General features: G+C 43.7%; 18 protein-coding genes. 4 read left to right on the forward strand and 14 right to left on the reverse strand.

Annotation, left to right across the window (positions count from 1 at the left end):
• Nucleotides 1–382 precede the first annotated feature (382 nt).
• Both HF638_RS05660 and HF638_RS05665 read left to right on the forward strand, forming a co-directional pair.
• The gene (locus HF638_RS05660) at nucleotides 383–2,092 is read left to right on the forward strand and encodes a sensor histidine kinase (RefSeq protein WP_169479317.1); all 1,710 of its coding nucleotides are present in this window, start codon (nucleotides 383–385) and stop codon (nucleotides 2,090–2,092) included.
• Complete coding sequence (locus HF638_RS05665; protein ID WP_169479318.1) at nucleotides 2,092–3,441, forward strand: response regulator transcription factor; 1,350 nt, start codon at nucleotides 2,092–2,094, stop codon at nucleotides 3,439–3,441. The genes HF638_RS05660 and HF638_RS05665 overlap by 1 nt, the downstream gene beginning before the upstream one ends.
• Nucleotides 3,442–3,520: 79 nt before the next feature.
• On the opposite strand, the gene HF638_RS05670 is transcribed toward HF638_RS05665, so the two are convergent.
• The 11 genes from HF638_RS05670 to HF638_RS05720 form a co-directional block, all read right to left on the reverse strand.
• Nucleotides 3,521–4,867: an LLM class flavin-dependent oxidoreductase gene (locus tag HF638_RS05670; protein ID WP_169479319.1), complete on the reverse strand. Its 1,347-nt coding sequence runs from the start codon at nucleotides 4,865–4,867 to the stop codon at nucleotides 3,521–3,523.
• A gap of 35 nt (nucleotides 4,868–4,902) precedes the next feature.
• Nucleotides 4,903–5,736, reverse strand: coding sequence for an ABC transporter permease (locus tag HF638_RS05675; RefSeq protein WP_169479320.1), 834 nt, complete (start codon nucleotides 5,734–5,736; stop codon nucleotides 4,903–4,905).
• 6 nt (nucleotides 5,737–5,742) lie between these two features.
• Nucleotides 5,743–6,537, reverse strand: coding sequence for an ABC transporter permease (locus HF638_RS05680; RefSeq protein WP_169479321.1), 795 nt, complete (start codon nucleotides 6,535–6,537; stop codon nucleotides 5,743–5,745).
• 18 nt (nucleotides 6,538–6,555) lie between these two features.
• A complete protein-coding gene (locus HF638_RS05685) occupies nucleotides 6,556–7,587 on the reverse strand; it encodes an aliphatic sulfonate ABC transporter substrate-binding protein (RefSeq protein ID WP_169479322.1) in 1,032 nt (343 codons plus the stop codon).
• A 48-nt stretch (nucleotides 7,588–7,635) separates the two neighbouring features.
• Nucleotides 7,636–8,403, reverse strand: a complete 768-nt coding sequence (locus tag HF638_RS05690) for an ABC transporter ATP-binding protein (RefSeq protein WP_169479323.1) — start codon at nucleotides 8,401–8,403, stop codon at nucleotides 7,636–7,638.
• Between the two features lie 189 nt (nucleotides 8,404–8,592).
• Complete coding sequence (locus HF638_RS05695; RefSeq protein ID WP_169479324.1) at nucleotides 8,593–9,213, reverse strand: TetR/AcrR family transcriptional regulator; 621 nt, start codon at nucleotides 9,211–9,213, stop codon at nucleotides 8,593–8,595.
• Between the two features lie 211 nt (nucleotides 9,214–9,424).
• Nucleotides 9,425–10,369 (reverse strand): ABC transporter substrate-binding protein, encoded by a 945-nt coding sequence (locus HF638_RS05700; protein WP_169479325.1) that lies wholly within the window; start codon nucleotides 10,367–10,369, stop codon nucleotides 9,425–9,427.
• 56 nt (nucleotides 10,370–10,425) lie between these two features.
• Nucleotides 10,426–11,733 (reverse strand): NtaA/DmoA family FMN-dependent monooxygenase, encoded by a 1,308-nt coding sequence (locus HF638_RS05705; protein WP_169479326.1) that lies wholly within the window; start codon nucleotides 11,731–11,733, stop codon nucleotides 10,426–10,428.
• 319 nt (nucleotides 11,734–12,052) lie between these two features.
• Entirely contained in the window at nucleotides 12,053–12,406 is a 354-nt protein-coding gene (locus tag HF638_RS05710) for a DUF7674 family protein (RefSeq protein WP_481856139.1), read from the reverse strand.
• A 741-nt stretch (nucleotides 12,407–13,147) separates the two neighbouring features.
• Nucleotides 13,148–14,341: a winged helix-turn-helix domain-containing protein gene (locus tag HF638_RS05715; RefSeq protein WP_169479328.1), complete on the reverse strand. Its 1,194-nt coding sequence runs from the start codon at nucleotides 14,339–14,341 to the stop codon at nucleotides 13,148–13,150.
• Nucleotides 14,342–14,447: 106 nt separating this feature from the next.
• Nucleotides 14,448–14,915: a DinB family protein gene (locus tag HF638_RS05720; RefSeq protein WP_169479329.1), complete on the reverse strand. Its 468-nt coding sequence runs from the start codon at nucleotides 14,913–14,915 to the stop codon at nucleotides 14,448–14,450.
• 76 nt (nucleotides 14,916–14,991) lie between these two features.
• Here HF638_RS05720 and HF638_RS05725 point away from each other — a divergent pair, with 76 nt between their 5' ends.
• Entirely contained in the window at nucleotides 14,992–15,228 is a 237-nt protein-coding gene (locus HF638_RS05725; protein WP_169479330.1) for a hypothetical protein, read from the forward strand.
• Here HF638_RS05725 and HF638_RS05730 read toward each other — a convergent pair.
• The 3 genes from HF638_RS05730 to HF638_RS05740 all read right to left on the reverse strand — a co-directional run bounded on the left by HF638_RS05730 (nucleotide 15,225) and on the right by HF638_RS05740 (nucleotide 18,824).
• Nucleotides 15,225–16,469: a DUF418 domain-containing protein gene (locus HF638_RS05730; RefSeq protein ID WP_169479331.1), complete on the reverse strand. Its 1,245-nt coding sequence runs from the start codon at nucleotides 16,467–16,469 to the stop codon at nucleotides 15,225–15,227. The genes HF638_RS05725 and HF638_RS05730 overlap by 4 nt on opposite strands.
• Nucleotides 16,470–16,632: 163 nt before the next feature.
• Entirely contained in the window at nucleotides 16,633–17,373 is a 741-nt protein-coding gene (map, locus tag HF638_RS05735; RefSeq protein WP_169479660.1) for a type I methionyl aminopeptidase, read from the reverse strand.
• A gap of 143 nt (nucleotides 17,374–17,516) precedes the next feature.
• Nucleotides 17,517–18,824 (reverse strand): AraC family transcriptional regulator, encoded by a 1,308-nt coding sequence (locus tag HF638_RS05740; protein WP_169479332.1) that lies wholly within the window; start codon nucleotides 18,822–18,824, stop codon nucleotides 17,517–17,519.
• A 183-nt stretch (nucleotides 18,825–19,007) separates the two neighbouring features.
• Between HF638_RS05740 and HF638_RS05745 the strand changes: the two genes are divergently transcribed.
• Nucleotides 19,008–19,637, forward strand: a complete 630-nt coding sequence (locus tag HF638_RS05745) for a GNAT family N-acetyltransferase (protein ID WP_169479333.1) — start codon at nucleotides 19,008–19,010, stop codon at nucleotides 19,635–19,637.
• Nucleotides 19,638–19,671 lie beyond the last annotated feature (34 nt).

Consider the following 19,671-nt stretch of genomic DNA (forward strand, 5'->3'; position numbering starts at 1 on the left):
GAAAAGATGCAGACAAACACAAAAGCGGGAATACACAGTACATACAAAGGCCAGCTTTTCTTGAGTTCCTTTTTGAATGAAGTTCGCTGGGGAATCTTTGTTTTTGTTTTTTTTGCGGATCTGGCGGGCACGATCTCGTTAATGTTGCATACCTCCTCTGTGATGCTTCTTCGAAAGCGATCCTTGCAATTAAGCTTAACAAAAGCGCTTTCACTCCAAAATGCCAAAATTTCAAGATCATCACCCCAGGCTGAACTATTTTAAAACCGCTTTCATTTATGACTGATACTACCCTTCCTCTTTTCGAAAGTTTGGCTTATATTAAAGTTAATCCGATAAGGATTGTGAACTTCGATGTTTGGTGATATGAAAGGAAACACATATGATCAGAAAAATGTATATGAAGCGATTCATCTATTTCTTTGTTTTTTTTCTGCTGCTTACGTTGAGTTTGTTTTTCGTGATGAACCGATTGAGCTCCAAGACACTTGAGGAGAATCTGATCAGCGCTTCCAAAAACCAGCTTGATTATGTAAAAGGCATTCTAGACGGGATTATATACGAGGCTAATATGTACGGGGTTCAGTATGCAGCCGACAGTGATGTCCGCTTTTACCAGAGGCATGTTATCGAGCTGAGCAATTACGATTCCCAAATGAAGAAAAACGATATTGTTGATCGCTTGCGGCAAACGCTCCTCTCCAGTCGATCCATTGAATCGATCGGCATTTACTGGAAGTCCGAAGAAACGTTTCTATCTACGAACACTACACTGGAGGCAAGACTCCCGTTCAAGGATGTTCATCAGCGGGGGTGGCAAATTGTAGGTAACAGTTTGTATTACTTCGCCCTTTACCCTTACATCCAAAAATCCGGACAAAACGAACCGACTCAGTACATTGTTGGTGTAAAGCTGAATACGGATTATTTAAAAAGCCTGTTGAAAAAGGCTGTGAACAACGACAGCTCAAATGCTTTTTTTATGTTTAATCCTCAGCAGTTATGGAGTGAGAAAGAAGTCGATAACGATCTATTGAAAGCGGTTACCGAAATGCTTACGCCCCAGCCAGAAGTAACTTTAAAATATGATTATCACACCAATTCGGACGACTACTATGTTCTTTCGCGATATATTGAATCGATCGACGGCTACCTGATTACATATACACAGACGAACGATTTTCTGCAACCGCTTGACCGCAATCGAAAAGTTTTCTTTGCCAGCATTTTAGCCGTGTTCACGCTTGGTCTGGTTGTGATCTTTACGTTTTATCGGAACTACTACCGTAATCTCCGTTTGTTGGAGAGAAAGTTCTCTCAGGTCGAGCAAGGCAATCACAACACGCGGATCACCGAAAATACGGGCAAAGAGTTTTACAGCCTGTTCAGAAGTTTTAACCATATGGTTACCGAAATCCAGGATCTGTTCGTATCCTTGAAGACTGAAACGGAACTGAGACGAGGTGCGGAACTTCAACAACTCCAAGCTCAGATTAATCCTCATTTTTTGTACAACAGTTTGTTTTTCATCATGTCGGTGGCTCAGTTTTCACCTGATTCTGTCATGCGCATGAGCAAGCATCTAGCTGAATATTATCGTTATTTAACCAAGTTGGACCGGCATGAAGTTACGCTGGAAAGCGAGCTCCAGTTTGCTGAACATTTCCTGATTATTATGGCTCTCAGCAAAAAAATGGAGTACAGCATTGATCTGCCGTTAGAATTGGCCTCCCTTCCCCTCATGCCGCTGATCATCCAGCCAGTGGTTGAAAATGCGATTCAACATGGCATTGAAGGACAACAAGGAGCCCATCGGGTGACGATCGATGTCAAACAGACGGAAACTGCAATAACGATCAAGGTATCCGATGACGGCAAAGGTCTTTCGCTCGATGATATCCGCAACTTGGAGGCTCGGCTTGAGAGCGATAACCCGCCTGAAGGAATTAAAGGCGTAGGGCTCTGGAATGTAAATCGACGTCTGAAAAATACGTACGGCGAACGTAGCGGGCTACATTTTGCTACAAGTGATTGGGGTGGATTGTCGGTCCTGCTGCTCATCAGCATTCCCGAGGAGAAAGGAGATAGCTAATGCGATTATTAATTGTGGATGACGGACATTATGTCGTTGAGTATATGAAGCACTTGCTCGATTGGAAAACCTTCGGTATTCATCAGATCGAGACGATGACCAATTCGATTGAAGCCCGGGACATGTTGACTCAAAACCATATCGATATTCTGATCACTGACATCCGAATGCCTGAGGTTTCAGGCATTGATCTGCTTCAACATATCCACCAACATAGCTTGCCAACCAAAGTCATCATCCTTTCCGGCTACTCCGAGTTCGAATATGCGCAACAAGGAATCCGCCTAGGTGCGCTCGACTATCTGCTCAAACCTGTAGACAAAGATGACGTGGAGAAAGCCATGTCTAAAGCCATCAAGAATATTACAAAGACACGACCCGCTCAACCTATCGCATGGGAGAACTTCGATGGATTGGGGTACCTGCTTTCGCTGCTTGGTCAAAACGAGACATTGAGAAGGCAATATGATGTTTATACTGAATTCTTAGGGGAACAACGTTTCTGCTGCTTCAAGTTGGAGGGTTTCACACAAGAACATGAGGACGTTATAAAACGTGCTGTTGGAGACAAATTGGATCGTCTCGTATGGACTGCGGGAACGCGACTGGTCGCTCTTGTTCCGGAAGAAGCTGCTGAGGAACTGACTATCAAACTGGAGCAATCGGTCGTGTCCCCTCCCTTTTCATTGACCGAACGTAACGTGATCAGGCAGATGTTCTACAGATTCTTCCTGAATGAGGACGTACACTCAGAAGACTTCATTGGCATATTCAACCATTCTCCATCATGCAGTGATTGGGAATCTGCCGGAAATATCATTAAAAAATATGATCAACTCCGTCTCCGAAAGCAAAAAATAATCTTTCTCCTAGAGACGATGTTATATGTATATCTGGCGGACACGGATCGGGATGACTCTGAAACCGTGGATTGGATATTCAACCAGTTAGGGCAACCTGATGAACTATGGTCAACCCTCATGCATCGGGTCAGTCGAATCAGAAACAACAAACAGATGTCCATCCAAACCATCGTCGACAAAGTGCAAACGTATATCGAAGACCATCTGTCACATGGCCTTAGTTTGGATGAGTTGGGGAAAGTAGCACATCTCCATCCGGTCTACTTTTCCAAACTGTTTAAACAGGAGACGGGTGAAAATGTGTCAAATTACATTTCTAAGAAGAGGCTGGAGAAAGCTTCTCAACTGCTTCAAGATTCTGAACTCCGTGTCAACGATATCGCGCAAATGGTCGGTTACAGAAAGAATCAGTATTTTATCCAGTTGTTCAAAGTGGAATACGGGGTTACGCCCTACCAGTACCGCAGAAATATGATCCACAAATAAAGCTATAAAACTAAACGACCGTTCCACGGTAGAATACTGGGGAACGGTCTCAGCTTATATCTTGTTTCTTCGTAATGGATTAACGGTGAACTTGCTGTTTATGGTTTACTAACACCGTTGGCTCCGAAAGTCCCAGATGCTCTCGCAGCGTTGTCCCCTCATACTCCTCGCGGAAGAGCCCACGTCGCTGAAGCTCTGGAACGACGTGCTCGACGAAGTCATCAAGATCTCCAGGCAGAACCGGCGGCATGATGTTAAAACCATCGCAGCCGTATCCATTAAACCATTCTTCCATGAGGTCGGCAAGCTGCTCCGGCGTTCCTACGAATTGCATATGACCACGGGCTCCGAGAAGCCTCCGCCCGAGTTCGGCAATGGATAATTGCTCGTCACGTGCAAGGTCCATAATGAGTTGCACGCGACTCTTCATTCCGTTGCTTGCTTGGACCGGATCTGAGATGTCTGGTAATGGACCGTCCACAGGATACCCGCTGAGGTCTGTTTGAAGCATGCCGGACAGCATCAATATCGCTTCCTGCGGATCGATGAGGTCGAGCAGCTCCCGTTCCTTGCGTCGAGCCTCCTCCACAGTTGAACCGAGGATTGGCGACAAACCCGGCATGATGAGCAAGCTGCCACGCTCACGTCCGATTGCTAGAAGTTTCTCATTCACCGTGCGATAGAAATCTTGCGCAGCAGTGAGTGAGGTCTGTGCAGTGAAGATCACCTCTCCGACTTTTGCAGCGAAATCCTGACCTGGATCCGAGGAACCAGCCTGAATAAGGACGGGGTAACCTTGCGGTGGACGAGGGACGTTCAAGAGCCCTTGCGTGGAATACCATTGCCCTTTATAGTCAGCGACACGCAGCTTGGATTCATCGACGAATGTGCCTGATTCCCGATTCATGACGAGTGAATCCTGTGGCCAGCTGTCCCATAATGCTGCAACGACATCAACGAATTCCTGCGCCATCTCATAACGTGTTCCATGTTCAGGATGCTTATCTCGTCCGAAGTTCCGTGCTTCCGTGTCAACTTGCGACGTGACGATATTCCATCCGGTCCGTCCTCCGCTTATGTGGTCGAGTGTAGCTAAACGGCGCGCGGCATTGAACGGCTCGTTATAGGTCGTCGAGAGCGTAGCTGTCAACCCAATTTTATCCGTTACCATGGATAGTGCGGAGAGCAGCGACACCGGGTCCAGCATGCCTGCTGCAGCGCGACTTGGGTAGATCAAGTGCAGCAAGTCCGCAAAAAAAATCATATCAAACTTACCTTTTTCAGCTGTCTGGGCAATCCGCTTATACCATTCGATATCGAACATCTTCTCTACCCCTGAATCAGGATGACGCCATCCAGCATGATGATGCCCAGTGAAATATATAAATGCACCAAGATGAAGCTGTCCCTGTCGTTTTTTCGTCATATCTGTTCCTCCGCTTTCATTCTAAAAATCTATCATTAGCCTTTATATGTGTTATTCCATCGCAGTAATCTTCTTTCCACCAATCTGACTGCCGAATCCGACAGTTTGCCCACCAATGCAAACATAATTATGCCTACGAAGACGACATCTGTCTGTGCATATACACGTGCGTCTTGTATCATATAGCCGACTCCTGCGCTTGCACCCATCATCTCTGCCACGGCAAGCAACAGCCATGAGGCACCCACAGATAACCGAATCCCAAGCAGAATGTTTGGCAACGCCGAGGGAATAATTAGCCTGGTTAACAGCCGGAACTTAGAATATTGCAAGATGCGAGTAACCTCATACAGCTTTCTGTCCGCACTGCGGACCCCCAAATGTGTATGAAAATAGAGCGGGAAAAATGACCCTAGTGCAATGAGCAGTACTTTGGATAATTCCCCTACTCCGAACCAAAGAATGAACAGCGGAATAACCGCAAGCAACGGAACCGTTCGCAGCATCTGTATGGTCGGATCAAGCGTTTGTTCAGCCCATTTACCTAGCCCAGTAAACACACCGAGCAGCAATCCTGTTACGGCTCCAAGTAAGAAACCACCACTCGCCCGAATGGTGCTGGCTGTGAGATGCTGCGTCATATCGCCGTTTACGCACAGTTGCCAGAATGTTCGAGCAATGCGGGATGGAGCTGGTAATGCCGAGTCAGACAACAGTCCAAGAGCAGAGCCTGCCTCCCATAAAGCTAATATAATAACAGGCAACACCCAGCCATACAGCCAATTTGGCATTCTCCACTGGCGTCCCCTTCTTATTGCCCTCTGCTTCTCATTAGCCTTCGAGTTTAATGTCACATCGTTCGTACTCATAATCTGTTATCCATCTCCCTCTATGGAATCCTGCCAACGCAGCAACTTCTTCTCTGCCAGCTTAACCAGTGAATCGGTCACTTTGCCAACAATCGCAAAGACAATTATGCCGACGAAGATGACAGACGTTAGTGAGAAGGATCGTGCGTCATTGATGATATAACCGATCCCGGAGCTTGAACCCATCATCTCCGCGACAACCAGGCCAAGCCAACTTACCGCAATCGAGAGCCGAACGCCTAAAAACAGAGAAGGAAGTGAGGCAGGAATAATCAGCTTGGTAATGGTCTGAAGTTTCGTGAATTGCAATACGCGTGCTACATCGAACAACTGGCGATCCACCGAACGAACGCCCAAAAAGGCATTTACATATAAAGGGAAGAATGCGCCCTTAGCGATGAGTACAATCTTTGAAGTTTCGCCAAAGCCAAACCACAGAATGAACAATGGCGCAACAGCCAAGTGTGGCAGTGTCCGAAGCAGCTGAAGTGACGGATCAAGTAGCCGTTCCGCTTTTAACGAAAACCCGACCCATAATCCTGCGGCTAATCCCAGACCGCCGCCCAACAAGAACCCGAGTGCCGCTCTCCCCGTCGAGATGCGCAAATTCGTCAGCAGTTCTCCTGAAGAGATCATTCGTCCAAATTCAGCCACGATGTCCTTCGGAGGAGGAACTAACACCGGATTTACCCACCCATTTGAGGATACAATCTGCCAGATGATTAATATCGCCGCTGGTACCGACATCCCGATCAGGAGATGAATAGTCCGAAAAACAAGCTTGTTTCCCGATATTTGCATAACCGCACCTCTACTACTTTATTTAAGAGCTTCTTCAATGTACTGGTTGTCGAACACATCAGCCACGTTGATTTCCTTGCGGATTGTACCTAATTCAAATTGAAAGTTTGCGGTGTTCTGCTGATTGGCAATCGTTTCGTCACTTACCGGAATATTGATCATTGCCGCCCGCGATTGAATGCCCTTCACCAGGTCAATCGGAATGTTGCGTTCGTCGGCATAGCGCTGGAACGCTTCCTCTTGATTATTTGCTTCCCACTGACGTGCTTGCTCGAATGTCTTTAGATAAATCGTAACCAGCTCAGGATAGTCATTCGCAAAATTCGAACGAACCAATTGGAAGGATGGAGACAGTACGCCTTCACTTTCCCCATCAGCCAGCACTTTTCCCTTGCCACTTAATGTATTCAGGGTAATGTAAGGATCCCAGACGGCCCAGGCATCCACTTTTCCGCTTTCGAAGGAAGGCTGCGTTTCATCAGGTTGTAATTGAATTTCTTGAATATCGGAGTTATCTAAACCAGCTTTTTGGAGTACTTGATATAGGAAGTTATAGGCGTTGCTCCCCTTTGTGACAGCTACCTTTTTGCCTTTGAGATCCGCGATGCTTTTGATCGGGCTGTCGTTCGGCACAATGATTGCTACATTGTTCTTGCCATCAAGTAGCTGTGAGATGATTTTGAAATCAATGCCAGCTGCTTGTGCAGAGATTGGGGGCATGTTGCCCATTCCAGCAAAGTCCAAATGATTAGAGGCCATCGCTTCGATCATTGGAGGACCGCTCTGGAACTCCAACCACTCCACTTTTACCCCCAACTCTCCGAATGCATCCTCAAACCACTTCTGTTCTTGCGCTTTGCCGAACAAGCCGCCCTTGCCCTGCACACCAATCTTCACCGTGACATCATCATAGGCTGCATTCGGATTCGAGCTACCATCTACCGCCTTGGCATCCTCGCCATTGCCAGCATTGTTGTTTGCATTGCCACATCCCGCCACAACTAGTATCAGAACAAGTAAGACTGCAAGCAAATTATATTTTTTAACCATATATTCGTATCCCCTTTATGAACGTAAATTCGTTTATACGTATCCAATTTATATGCCGGCACCCTTATCAATCAGGGGAGAATGTTCCACTTTTTCGAATTCGCCTAGCACGCGGGAGCGAAGCTCCTGAAAGGAGCCTCCACTGCGCTTACGCGGATAGGGGAGATCTACATTAATTACATTGCGGATATGACCCGGGCGAGGGTTCATAATGACGACTTTCTCTCCAAGAAATACCGCTTCATCCAAGTCATGCGTAACAAACAACATGGTCGTCCGGCTGTTCTGCCAGATGTCCAGCAGCGCCTCCTGCATGTGTGTACGAGTGAAGGCATCGAGTGCTCCAAAAGGCTCGTCGAGCAACAGTATCTCCGGTTTACGCAACAATGCTCTTGCAATGGCCACCCGTTGAGCCATCCCTCCGGACAGTTCCTTCGGATACGCTTTCTCGAATCCTTTCAGACGAACTAGCTCAATCAGCTCCTGGACTTGATGGCGAACCTGAGCATTGCCAAGCGAGAGATTGGCTGCGATATTCTTCTCGACCGTCATCCAGGGGAACAAACGTGGCTCTTGAAAAATAAACCCTTTATCAACACTTGGTCCTGTAATTGCTTTTCCGTTTAGTTCCACTGTTCCTTCATAGGTCGTGTCTAACCCGGCCACGATCTTGAGCAATGTACTTTTTCCGCATCCGCTTGGTCCGATAAAAGTAATAAATTGTCCCGGCTCAACTTGCAACCGTATATTACTTAGCGCTACAATCGGCCCGGTAGGAGCAGCGAACGTTTTGTTCAACCGCTCAATAATCAGCATAGGGTGTTACCTCCAATTTAAAATAATTTTTCGGATCTATTTACTTGGTTTTATAGTTATAAAAAAAGGCCTTCTGCTTGGTTATCTTTCCCCATGAACGATCTCTGGTTGTCCAGTCGAACTCTCGTTCACAAACCGAGCGATTACTCGGTTTGTTGGGGAAATTGTAGCAGTGGCCTGTATCTATTGTCAATCATTTCTTTTGGAGTTATGTAGAGACACAGCAAATAAAGAGACAATCGAACGCGCCTGCGCACGGATTGGCACTTCAGCACCTGGCATTTTCTGTAGCGTCAGTCCTTGAATTAAACTTACAAAATAATAGGCAAGTTCCAAGGGAACACCACTGATGATGAGTCCTTCCTTTTGCCCCTGTTCCATTATGTTCGCGACAGGACCAAGGTTATTCGTGAAACGTTCCGTAACTTCCCGCCTAATCTCTTCGGAGGAAGTTTCCGAAAGTCGGGCTGTGTGGATAAGGATCGTGTAAGCCCAATTGTTTTCCAACGCAAGCCAAGACTCAGACAGTAGTAAAAGTTTATTCAGAGCATCGCCGGATTGCTCAGCGAGTTGGGAGACATGTTCTCCGTAACTAGACTGGCCCCTTCTCAGAATTTCGCTAATAATCTCGTCTTTGGACTTGAAGTAGTGATACATGTTCCCAATGCTCATGCCTGCTGCTGCTGCGATGTGGTTGATGCTTACTGAACCGATTCCTTTAAGAGCAATGATCTCCAGCGCGGAATCAAGGATGTGGTTTATTCTTTTTTCTCGTTGTTGCAAGTCCTTCTCTATGTTTCTAGGTGACATTAACGTGGCATCCCCTTTCTGAATTTCATTATAGCATAGCCGTTTTGAAGGCTTGATTAACCAAGAAACATACTACCTGAGTTCCTTGCAAGGATGGCAAGCCAATCCATTGGAGCTAAATAACTCGGCATAGGAAATTACAATGTTACTTAGAAATAAAAAAGCCGCTATAATAGCGACTTTGATTAGTATTTGGATTTTGTGTACATATCTATTGTTCAGCCAATTTCACAAAATATTCTGAAGCCAAACGGACAGCCAGGATACTTGCGCTATTCAGGGAATTATCAAAGATAACAACATGGTTATTTTTTACCGCTTCCAGTGAGTTCCATACCTTTGAAGATTCCTTATCCTTGACTGCTGCCTCTGCGACGTCAATACGATGCTGGATAATAATATAATCGGGATTCATGCTAGATAGCCCCTCTAGCGTTAGGGATTCTCCTCCCTCAGGATATCCCTCTGGTGCCAACAACCCAAAACCGGCAGTGTGATTGTAATACATCGTGTTTTTAGATCCTTGCGCATTGAAATTAGCTTTTCCGTCAACCCGCAACAAGGCAAAGGTCTTATTTTCAAGCGTGCTTAACTGCCCTTTCGTGGATGCTATCATTTCTTGGGTTTCCTGAATCAATTGTTCCGCGAGTTCTTCTTTTCCAACAATTTGAGCACAAAGCATGGTCGTTTTTTCCCATGTGTCGGTGTAGTCGATTAAGATGACAGGTGCAATCTTGCTCAACTCATCATATATGGTATCCACTGAACCCTTAAAGGTCACAATGACATCAGGCTGCGCATCCATAATCTTTTCCAGATTCGCTGAGTCACTACCTAAGTCAATAATCTCAGCAGATTCAGCGTATGGCTGTAATGTAGCAAACTCCTTCATCGCTTCTGCCGCGCTGGTTGATGCAATTGGAGGTGTATCCAAAGCAAAAAAGTAATCTAAGTACAGAGGATGAAGCACCGCTATGCGCTCTGGTCGTTTCTCAAGCACCACTCCATTTTCGCTAGCATCCTGAATGGTTCTTGGCCATGCCTCCCCCTCGGTCTTGCTGGCTTCAGGCGCAACGGTATTGGACGTTTCGGAACATCCAGCCAGTACCCCTGTTAGTATCATTAAAATTGCAATCCATCCAATTAGTCTGTTCATATGGCTCCCCATCCGATAAGTTATCAATTATTTTGTACCACTGCTTTATTAATGATCTATGAAATCCCTAGGTGATCTCGTAAAGTAGTTCCCTCGTATTCACTCCGGAACATGCCTCGTTCAACCAACTTTGGAATCAGCTGTTCGAAGAATATCTCCATCGATTTTTCTGAACCGCCCGGCAAGGCTATGAATCCATCAATCGCACCAGCCTCAACCCGTTCGATAATATCATTCATTACGGTCTCGACGGTCCCCACAGATACCCAATGAGCTGATCCGACAACCTCCGGCCGATCCAGGATTTCTTTCACGGTAGGCTGATATTTTGTAATAAAGCGGCGTAGCAACTCTGCATGTGTACGGCTTCGGACAGCCTGACTTGGATCGGGAAGCATTTCAGCAGTTACGCGTTGATCCAAAGGATAACCTGTTAGATCAAGACCCATTACCGATTGGAGTGAGGCATGTCTGCGTTCAAGACTTAGATGCGAATGCGCAGCCTTATGCAATTCAAACGCTTCTTCGTGCGTATCACCGAGGAAAAAATACAGACCCGGCAAAACTTTGATGGCATTTGGATCGCGCCCATGTTCTGCTGCTCTTCTTCGCAAATCATTTCGCAATTCCACTCCTGATTCAAGATCCGGCATTGCTGCAAAAATAGCATCCGCGACCGAAGAGGAAAAATTCCGCCCGATATCTGAAGCGCCAGCTTGAAACAAAGGAATGCTTCCGGATGGATGAGAAACCAACGTTAGCGGCCCTTTTACATTGAAGAATTCACCAGAATGATTAATGGCAGTCACTTTATCCTTATCCGAGAACATGCCTGATTTGCGGTCAATGACAATGGCTTCATTCGGGAAACTCTCCCAAAGCTTGCATACGACATCCGTAAACTCTATTGCTTTTGCATATCTCTCTTCCGGTGATGGCATAGGTGATTTGCCGAAATTATCGGCTCCTTCAATAGAAGTGACAATATTCCAGCCTGCACGTCCATTGCTTAGCCAGTGTAAAGACTGAAGTTGTCTAGCAACAACATACGGTGGATTGAACGTAGTAGAGATTGTCGTCACCAGTCCAATCCGGTTCGTTTCACGAGCGATCGCTGCAAAGAACAGCGTAGGATCCGGGCTACCAAAGTTGGAGGAATCGCCTAGCATCTGCGGGCTAATATACAGATAATCCGCTCTGAAAAGAAAATCGAGCTTGAACTTCTCTGCTATTTTTGCCCAATGAATATAGTAGTCAATGCTTCCTGTCTGCTCCACTCCGCTATCCGGGTGCCGCCAGCCGTCACCTTTATTCCATGTTGCATTTAAGGATAAGCCAATACATAATTGTCGATTTGAAGTCATTTCTACCAACCTTTCATTTCATTGATTTGCTCCTAAAAGACCTGAGGTCAAACTTTAGACTCTAATAATTAATAATGATTCTCATTATCAGAAATAAAGTTTAGCAAGGATTCAACTCCATTTGAATACACAAGTTACGAATTGGATATGCATAATTATCTAATCTGTATTAGAAGAAGCTCTTGCCCTCTCCATCTTAGATAGGAAATTATATGGATAAAACAAAAAAAGCCGCTTGAATAGCGACTTGAATGATACCGAATTAGATATGCAAAAACCCTTATTACTGTCAATTCAACCTGATCTCCTGCACATTGATCTATGAAAAATATTTCCCTGAGTGCAAATCTTCTATTTCTTGCGAAAGTCTTTTAGTATGTGGTTTCATATAACTTTGAGCTTTTTGTAAAATATATGTATATCCACCTAGATCATACAATATTGTAGTAGATAACACTTGTACAATATAAAGGCTCGTTTGAGTTGCCATCCATTCAAAAAAATTGAAAAAATTCTCAATTTGTTCTGTGTCATCATTTTCACGAAGCAGTCCTTCAACATAAGTAGCCACTTCATCACCAAAAAACACATGTCCTAAAAATTCTTGATTTAATTCCAAATGTTCTATATAACAATCGTGGAATTCAGGGAAAAGTTTTAAGAATTGATTGATAAAATGTCACTGTCCATTCCAACCTCCGTAATCACTGTTCTTTTCGTTTAAAAAACATCTTGCCAACAATAAGTCCCATACCAGATGAACATATTAGATATCCAAAGAACAAGAAAAGTAAATAAACACCATGAAGATCTGCAGGAATCTGCTTTAAGCCTTCAAACCAAACAAAACGAAAAGGATAAAAGATTACTACCCAAATGATCAGCAAGAAAAGAAGAAAATTAATAATTTTTAGCACAATAACGATCCTTTCAAGTCCGAGTGGAAACAGTCGGAGGTATACGCTGCATCTTTCATTTTGTATACCTTAACGCTGCCCGTACAATATAAGTTAGCTTATGTATTAGAGTTGATATGTTGAATCTATAAATAATTACTAATTATAATAGGAAACATTAGGGGTATTTCTTATTTCTTCAGTGAGTATAACAAATAAAGGTAATATAAGCACACAAAAATAATCTTGATAGATTTCTACGCTAAAACAAACAACCTACTCTTAGGGGTAATACCAGCGTAGCTGACACCACCCGCAAACATATGAATAAAAATGCAAGAACCCTCCTAGTCTGGAGAGTTCTTTTTATGAGTGATAAATGTACCAATTGCGGCCTGTTTGTTAAACTAACGTTATCCGTTAGCGGAATGACCTCTTTTAATTTATGGTTGGTGAGAATGTCGATTCAGAACGGTATCGATGCGATGTCTCCACTAATAAACGTCATCGTGTTGTTATCAGTTCATAGACTCTGCCGAAATCGTCTCACACCCGTTGAATATCGCAAACTTTTGGAAACAACTGTTCAAGGCTGTTCGCAATTGCGTTGTTTGCTTCACACCGTTCTCGTACCAGATGTTTTTAAGAACGAGCGTTCTAGTTTTTCGCTCCACGATGATCTCAGCCCGTCCAATGAAGCTTTCTCCATATAATAGAGGCAGCACATAATAGCCGAATTTTCGTTTGATTGCAGGCGTGTAAATCTCCCAGGTGTAATCAAAGCCAAACAATGTGTTGATAAGTTTTCTGTCCCATATGAAATTATCTAGAGGGGCAATAAGCTCACAACGCAATTTCTGCTCCTGATTTCTCAGAACGGCTTCAATAAGCGGTAAATCCTCCGCGAGGCAGTACAGCGTATCCTTCATTTGTTCCACAGCAACAGCAACGATGCGAGCTTCGTGTAATAGCTGGCGAAAAACCTCGGTGCGCTGTGCTGCTTTCAACCCCCATATATTCAGCCATGCATCTGACGCACGATTCCATAAGAGACCAACAGAGCCGATTCGACGCAGTACCCGCCACTTATGATGCTCAAGCTCATCCTCCAGCGGCTCTGATGCATTCAGCAGATTTGGTTGTATGTACTTCTTGGCTATATCGTAATATTTACGTGTTCCTTTTTTATGATGGATAATCAACTCACCCGTCGAATACATCTGTTCCAGCACCGATCGAGATGAATTGTTTCCACCGCTCCAGTGGATGGCCGATTGCCAAGAGAAATCCCCATCCAATTTTAAATCATCCGAACTTAGTGCACCGTGATTTTGGATATGAGCCCGTACTTGCGCAGTCAACGCTTCCATTTCGGGATAGCGTTCGGCATGTTGCCTTGCGGCTTGCCTGTATCGCTCAAAATAGGGCCAGTCCTGGACAGAGATAATGGCTAGGTTCTTGTCGGGATAATCGACAAGACTTCTATCCTCATACAGCAACTCGGCGAGCATTCCCTTAGTAAATCCCTTGATTCGCGACTGTAGCACCAGTTCGGCGTTTTTTCCGCAAACATCGATGGGGTCGTATTGAATGCAGCTGACCTGCCGAGCAAAGTCCAATACGCCCTGCTTTTCACTAAATTTATATTCGCCCAAAAGTCCATGCTTCAGCAACAGAAATTGCCGTGCCTGGCGGTTTGTTAATTGGATCATGTTTGCACCTACCTCTAGTTTAGTACAGTCGAAACAAATCAACCAATCAGCCGCATATTAAAAACTCTAACTTTGAGGAGCCACTACCAAGGAAGACATCTATTCGTTATTGCATTTCTTTTGTTGGACCCATCACGGGCGGTACTGGTAAGCCTGCTTGACGTAATAGCACCATCATTTGGCCGCGGTGATGTGTTTGGTGGTCAATTAAGAAACGTAATAATGAACCTTTTGTTGCAAGACTTTCTAAGCCTGTTTCTGTTAGCAAGTCCTCATTTGATAGCTTGGCTACCTCTTCCTTGACCGCCTCTGCTGCTTTTTCGTAAGCTGCTACAATTTCTCTTGCTGTCGCTGGAACTGGTTCATCTTGACCAATCATTGGTACAGTTAAACCTGCTAAATGACTAAAATAACCTGTTGTTTCTACTAAATGCCAGCCTAACCAACCTAGTGTACTATGCCCTTCAAAAATACTTTGTCCTAATTTGTCATCTGTTACTGCTTGTAATACTTGCAATGTCCCTTTCACAGCCACTGCCCATTCCTTTAAAAAATCATTCACTTGTCGATACATCAAAACTCCTCCTCTATCATTCACGTCTCTTTTATCATACAAAATATTTGCTCAAAAGAAAAGGAAAAACAAACATATGTTCTCGTTAAAAAATGCGTACAAAAAAACATTTGTTTCGGTACCTGAACCGCAACTTGTCACCTATTCCAGTAAAGAAGAAATCACAGCTGCTCTTAAGGAAGCGGGAATTAACAAGTTTGACTACATCGATGAGAAAGAATATGAAGGTGACGAGCTACAAATTGTACAGACACAAAGAAGCCCTTTCTTTATCAGAACGGGCTTCTTTGTGCGTTTTACAGTAGCGTTTTAACCTTTCTGGACACCAGGAGCGTTTTCATGCAAATTTTTGTCCGATCTTTTCTTCTTTCTTGGCTGTCCCTTCCAGGACAGATATGTCCAAATCCGTAGAACATACTCGACCGGCCCATTGCTAAATTTTTTAAGGTATAGTGGGCTGAGCCACAATTGAATGCCGTAGACAGCAAGCGCAATAATTGCTCCGATGAACACGCCAGCATGGCCAAACAGTCCCAAGCCATATCCATAAAAGATGGTCGTACAGATTACGCTCTGCATTAGGTAATTCGTTAACGAGAGACGTCCCACCGCCTCGAACCTACCTATCAGGCTGGAACGGCGGCTTCCCGCATACAACAGCGCAAATGCATAAATGTATCCAAGTGCAAGCAACGTTCCACCCAGCGTTCCCCCGATCCCGATCCCAGGCCACCCTTCTGCACCAAATTGTGGCACCAATACGCCATATGCTTTGAGGATCAAACCAACTGGAATCAAAAACGAGGCACGACGAAGATATATACGCCGCATCGCTTGCGGATCGCTAAACGTGCCTATTCTGGCAGCGCGCATGCCGAGCAGGAACATCGGCACCGTCATGAGTGGGGCTAACATCAGGGCTATCAGGGCGTATGATAACTCCAAATCCCCACCGAATGGATCGCCGTTATTGCTGAAATCCCTGATCTCCGCGTAGCTGCCGCTGCCGTATACATCCTGACTTTGAATGATGTAGTTCTCCATATGAATGGACTCAATCGCCAGCGGGTTCATTGGATTAGATGCCGGGAGACCAAGTATGCCCGCTCCCATGAGTAGCAGTACCGCCCATATGAGCAGCGTTTTGGGCTTCCGATTAAGGAACATGAGCAAGAAGAAACCGAGTACACCATAAAATGCCAGGATATCCCCTTCCCACAGATAGATGATATGCAGCAATCCGATACCAAACAGCAGTAGAAAGCGTCGAGCCAGATGACACTTGGGTCGTAAATCTCGTGATTGTAGGCTTTCCGATAGCTTAATCATGCCAAAGCCGAACATAAATGCAAAAATCGGCATAAAACTGCCCACTACAGTAATAAGCAGGAACGAGAGAAAGGCCTGGTCTGCACCGGCGATCCCGAACAGTTGGGGTTTACTCTGGCCGAACATTCCGTATTGGAAAGCCAGCATATTCGCCAGCACAATGCCGGCCAGACTGAATCCGCGCAGTCCATCTATTAATTGGACGCGCTTTTTTGATGTACTCAATCAATCACCTCTGTATATAACGTAAAGATCAGTCCTTAATATACGTTAAATCCTTCCATAATTTCAACATAAATTAATATGCAAGGGTTTATAATACGATCTGTTATAACGTACCAATAAAACAAGAAAAGCCGCTAAATTAGCGACTTTTAATTGGAACATTTTAAAGGGTAACAATAATTGGACCATTTTTAGAAAGGATTATTGTATGTTCGATTTGAGCTACATAGCTGTTTTTAGTAGCAAAGGTCCAGCCGTCTCCTGTTTGGAATACTTCTTCTTCTGAAGTGGAGACAAATGGCTCGAATGCGATAACCATACCTTCTTTTAACAATTCATCATCCGATGGATCATTATAGTTATAGATGTGGTCAGGTGCTTCGTGTATCGCACGTCCAACACCATGTCCTGTTAGGTTTTTGATAACCGTTAATTCATTCTGTCTGGCAGTTTGGAATACGGCTTTTCCGATCCCGCTTTTTTTGGAACCCGGTTTTGCTTTCTTAAGACCTGCTTCAAATGCTTGTTTAACAACGTCGCATATTTTCGTTAACACTTCTTCGCCTTCGCCTACGACAAACGAGATTCCCGTATCAGCAAAATAACTGTTCTTCGAGCCAGAAACATCAATATTGACGATGTCCCCTTCTTGAATTACCCGCTCTCCCGGAATACCATGTGCCACTTCTTCATTAACACTAATACAAGTGAACCCCGGGAAATTATATTCACTTTTAGGAGCAGAAACTGCGCCAGCTTTCTCAAAAAGCTCTCCGGCCAGATCATCAAGTTCTTTAGTCGTTATGCCCGGAATGGTTTTTTGAACCAATTCATCTCGAATTGAAGCCACGATTTTTCCAATTTCCTTCAAACCATTAAAATCTTCTTCTGTTCTTGCGATCATTTTTTCTACCTCACTATCTTTATCATCAATTGAATACATAAGTGTTATCCTTGATTGCACATTAGATAATCATATCCAAAGCAGCAAAGCTTCGCAACTTTTTTATCAACATCATGAGTGTGGTTGTTCTCTTGTTCCTTCTATTATTGAAGTTCAATTCTCCATCCTTTCATATGTTCTGCGCCATAATTGAGGGTATAGTTTTGAAGTAGTCCTTGTATGGTGGTTATCTGTTCTGAAATAGCGTTACTACTCGTTCTGACGAGAAATACAGGAGAAATACCGTTTTCCCTGAATTGGTTGATTAGCCATGTCAAAACTTGAATATCCTCACGGTTTGCAGTATCCAAAGTTTTTTCCAATCCAAAAACGTTGTTGGGGCTTAAGTTATTTACCTGAAGGATCATTTTAAAATACGCATGTGAATCACCTTTTACCAATTCAGATACCTTGATCAGATATGGAGAAGTTGAATTTTGTTCATGAGGCCCAAATATATCGATGTGAATCCATTTATTTAGTGTGCCGCCTATCGTCTCCGGAATTTCAAATAATTCATGATGCCTTGCAAGAACGAATGCCGGATCGATGATTTCTCTACAGTGTTCTTTCAATTCCTGTTTCTTTTTATGTTGTTCACGAAATACTTTCGGTCCTTCCGGGAAAATCTTATGAAATCGTTGATAAAAATATCTAGGCGAAGAAAAGCCACTCTCTGTTGATATTTCTACCAGGCTCCGATCAGTCGTCAATAATTGTTTGATTGCATGCTCAATACGCAAGTAATGAAGTAAGTTTTGCAGCGTATCTCCAATTAGTAACTTGAATTGTGATGATAAATAATCCAAACTTAAATATTCCTCAGTATGTTTGGCGATCTCATTCAAAGATGCCTTGTTAATAAAGCCCCTGTTATTGAATAAGTAATCATATATTCTTCCTATTCGTTGCAGCTTGGTCGGGTTCCCTTCGAACATTCTTTTCGCATCAAAATTCATAATGAGCAGGTCCAACAATGGTTCGACTGTATTCTTTAACGTTAAAAATGGCATTTCACGCGTAGCTACAATCGGAGTTATTAACGTGCATATGGCATCAATAATTCCTTCTACTCGTTCTATCCCTAGATATGCCCCAGGGCTAAATTCATGCGCGAACCAGACATATGATAAATCCGGAAAATAATCCTTTGCAAATTCAGCATCGATATTTATTTGGAGGACGACATTGTTTTCATCGGTCTGCCATAGACGGTGAACTTGATTGATATTGAAAATTTCTATTGCACCAAGACTTAATGTTCTTTGCTCGTCTGCAATGGCAACATGAACACTACCTTCCAACACAATCACTACTTCAATGGAATTATGCCATCGGAACGCTTCATCTTTGACGTTTAGAAACTGTACGTTCATGGGAGAACTGTCGGTAAAATAAGACGTACTACTCATCTTGCGATCTCCTCCTTTCACTCCAATTCAACGAATCCCAAGCAACATTCGAGCAACAAACGAAGAAATCTAAGAAATGTACTCACAACGCAAAGAAATGTGAATTGTTCACGTTACTGCATTTTAGGAAAATGAATGATAGAACATCAACTAACTCTTAAATGAAGGATTGGGGAGATATCCATGAACCAAATTCAAATCACACAGCAGCTTAATGCACAACAACAAGAACAAGTTGCTCATTTATTTTACGAAGCTTTTCCATTGAAAGTAACACATCTGTGGTTTTATGCAAAAACGAAAAAACAAACAGTACAACTATTATCTCAGTCTATTCAATTTGAACAAGGTATTTACGCATTAAGAAATGGAGAAGTGGTCGGATTTCTCGGTTACAATATAGGAAAAAAAGCGTTCACACCTGCCAATTATGCAGCTTTTCGGAACGTGTACTCCCCATTTGTAGCGACTTGGCGATTTTTATTTTATTCGTTTTATTTAAAATTTCATTTGTATCACGAACATGTATTGCACATCGACCCTATTACCGTTTCTGAAAAAGCTCGTGGTCATGGAATAGGTAAATTGTTATTAAGTACGTTGGAACAAGTTGCGATCAATAAGCAAATTACTAAAATCAATCTAGAGGTCGTGGATACGAATCCTTCAGCACAAAAATTATATGAGCGATTCGGTTATATGCTCCAAAAAGAACTGAAATCCGGCCCATTTACTGCCAAAGCAGGCTTCAAAAAAGTGATATTTATGCAAAAATCCTTAGCCAGTACCCATTCATCAATCAAATCAGAATAAAGGAGGACAAGCAGATCTTGTGTCAACAGGCCTC

The organism is Paenibacillus sp. SZ31 (assembly GCF_012912005.1).
Classification (GTDB): domain Bacteria; phylum Bacillota; class Bacilli; order Paenibacillales; family Paenibacillaceae; genus Paenibacillus.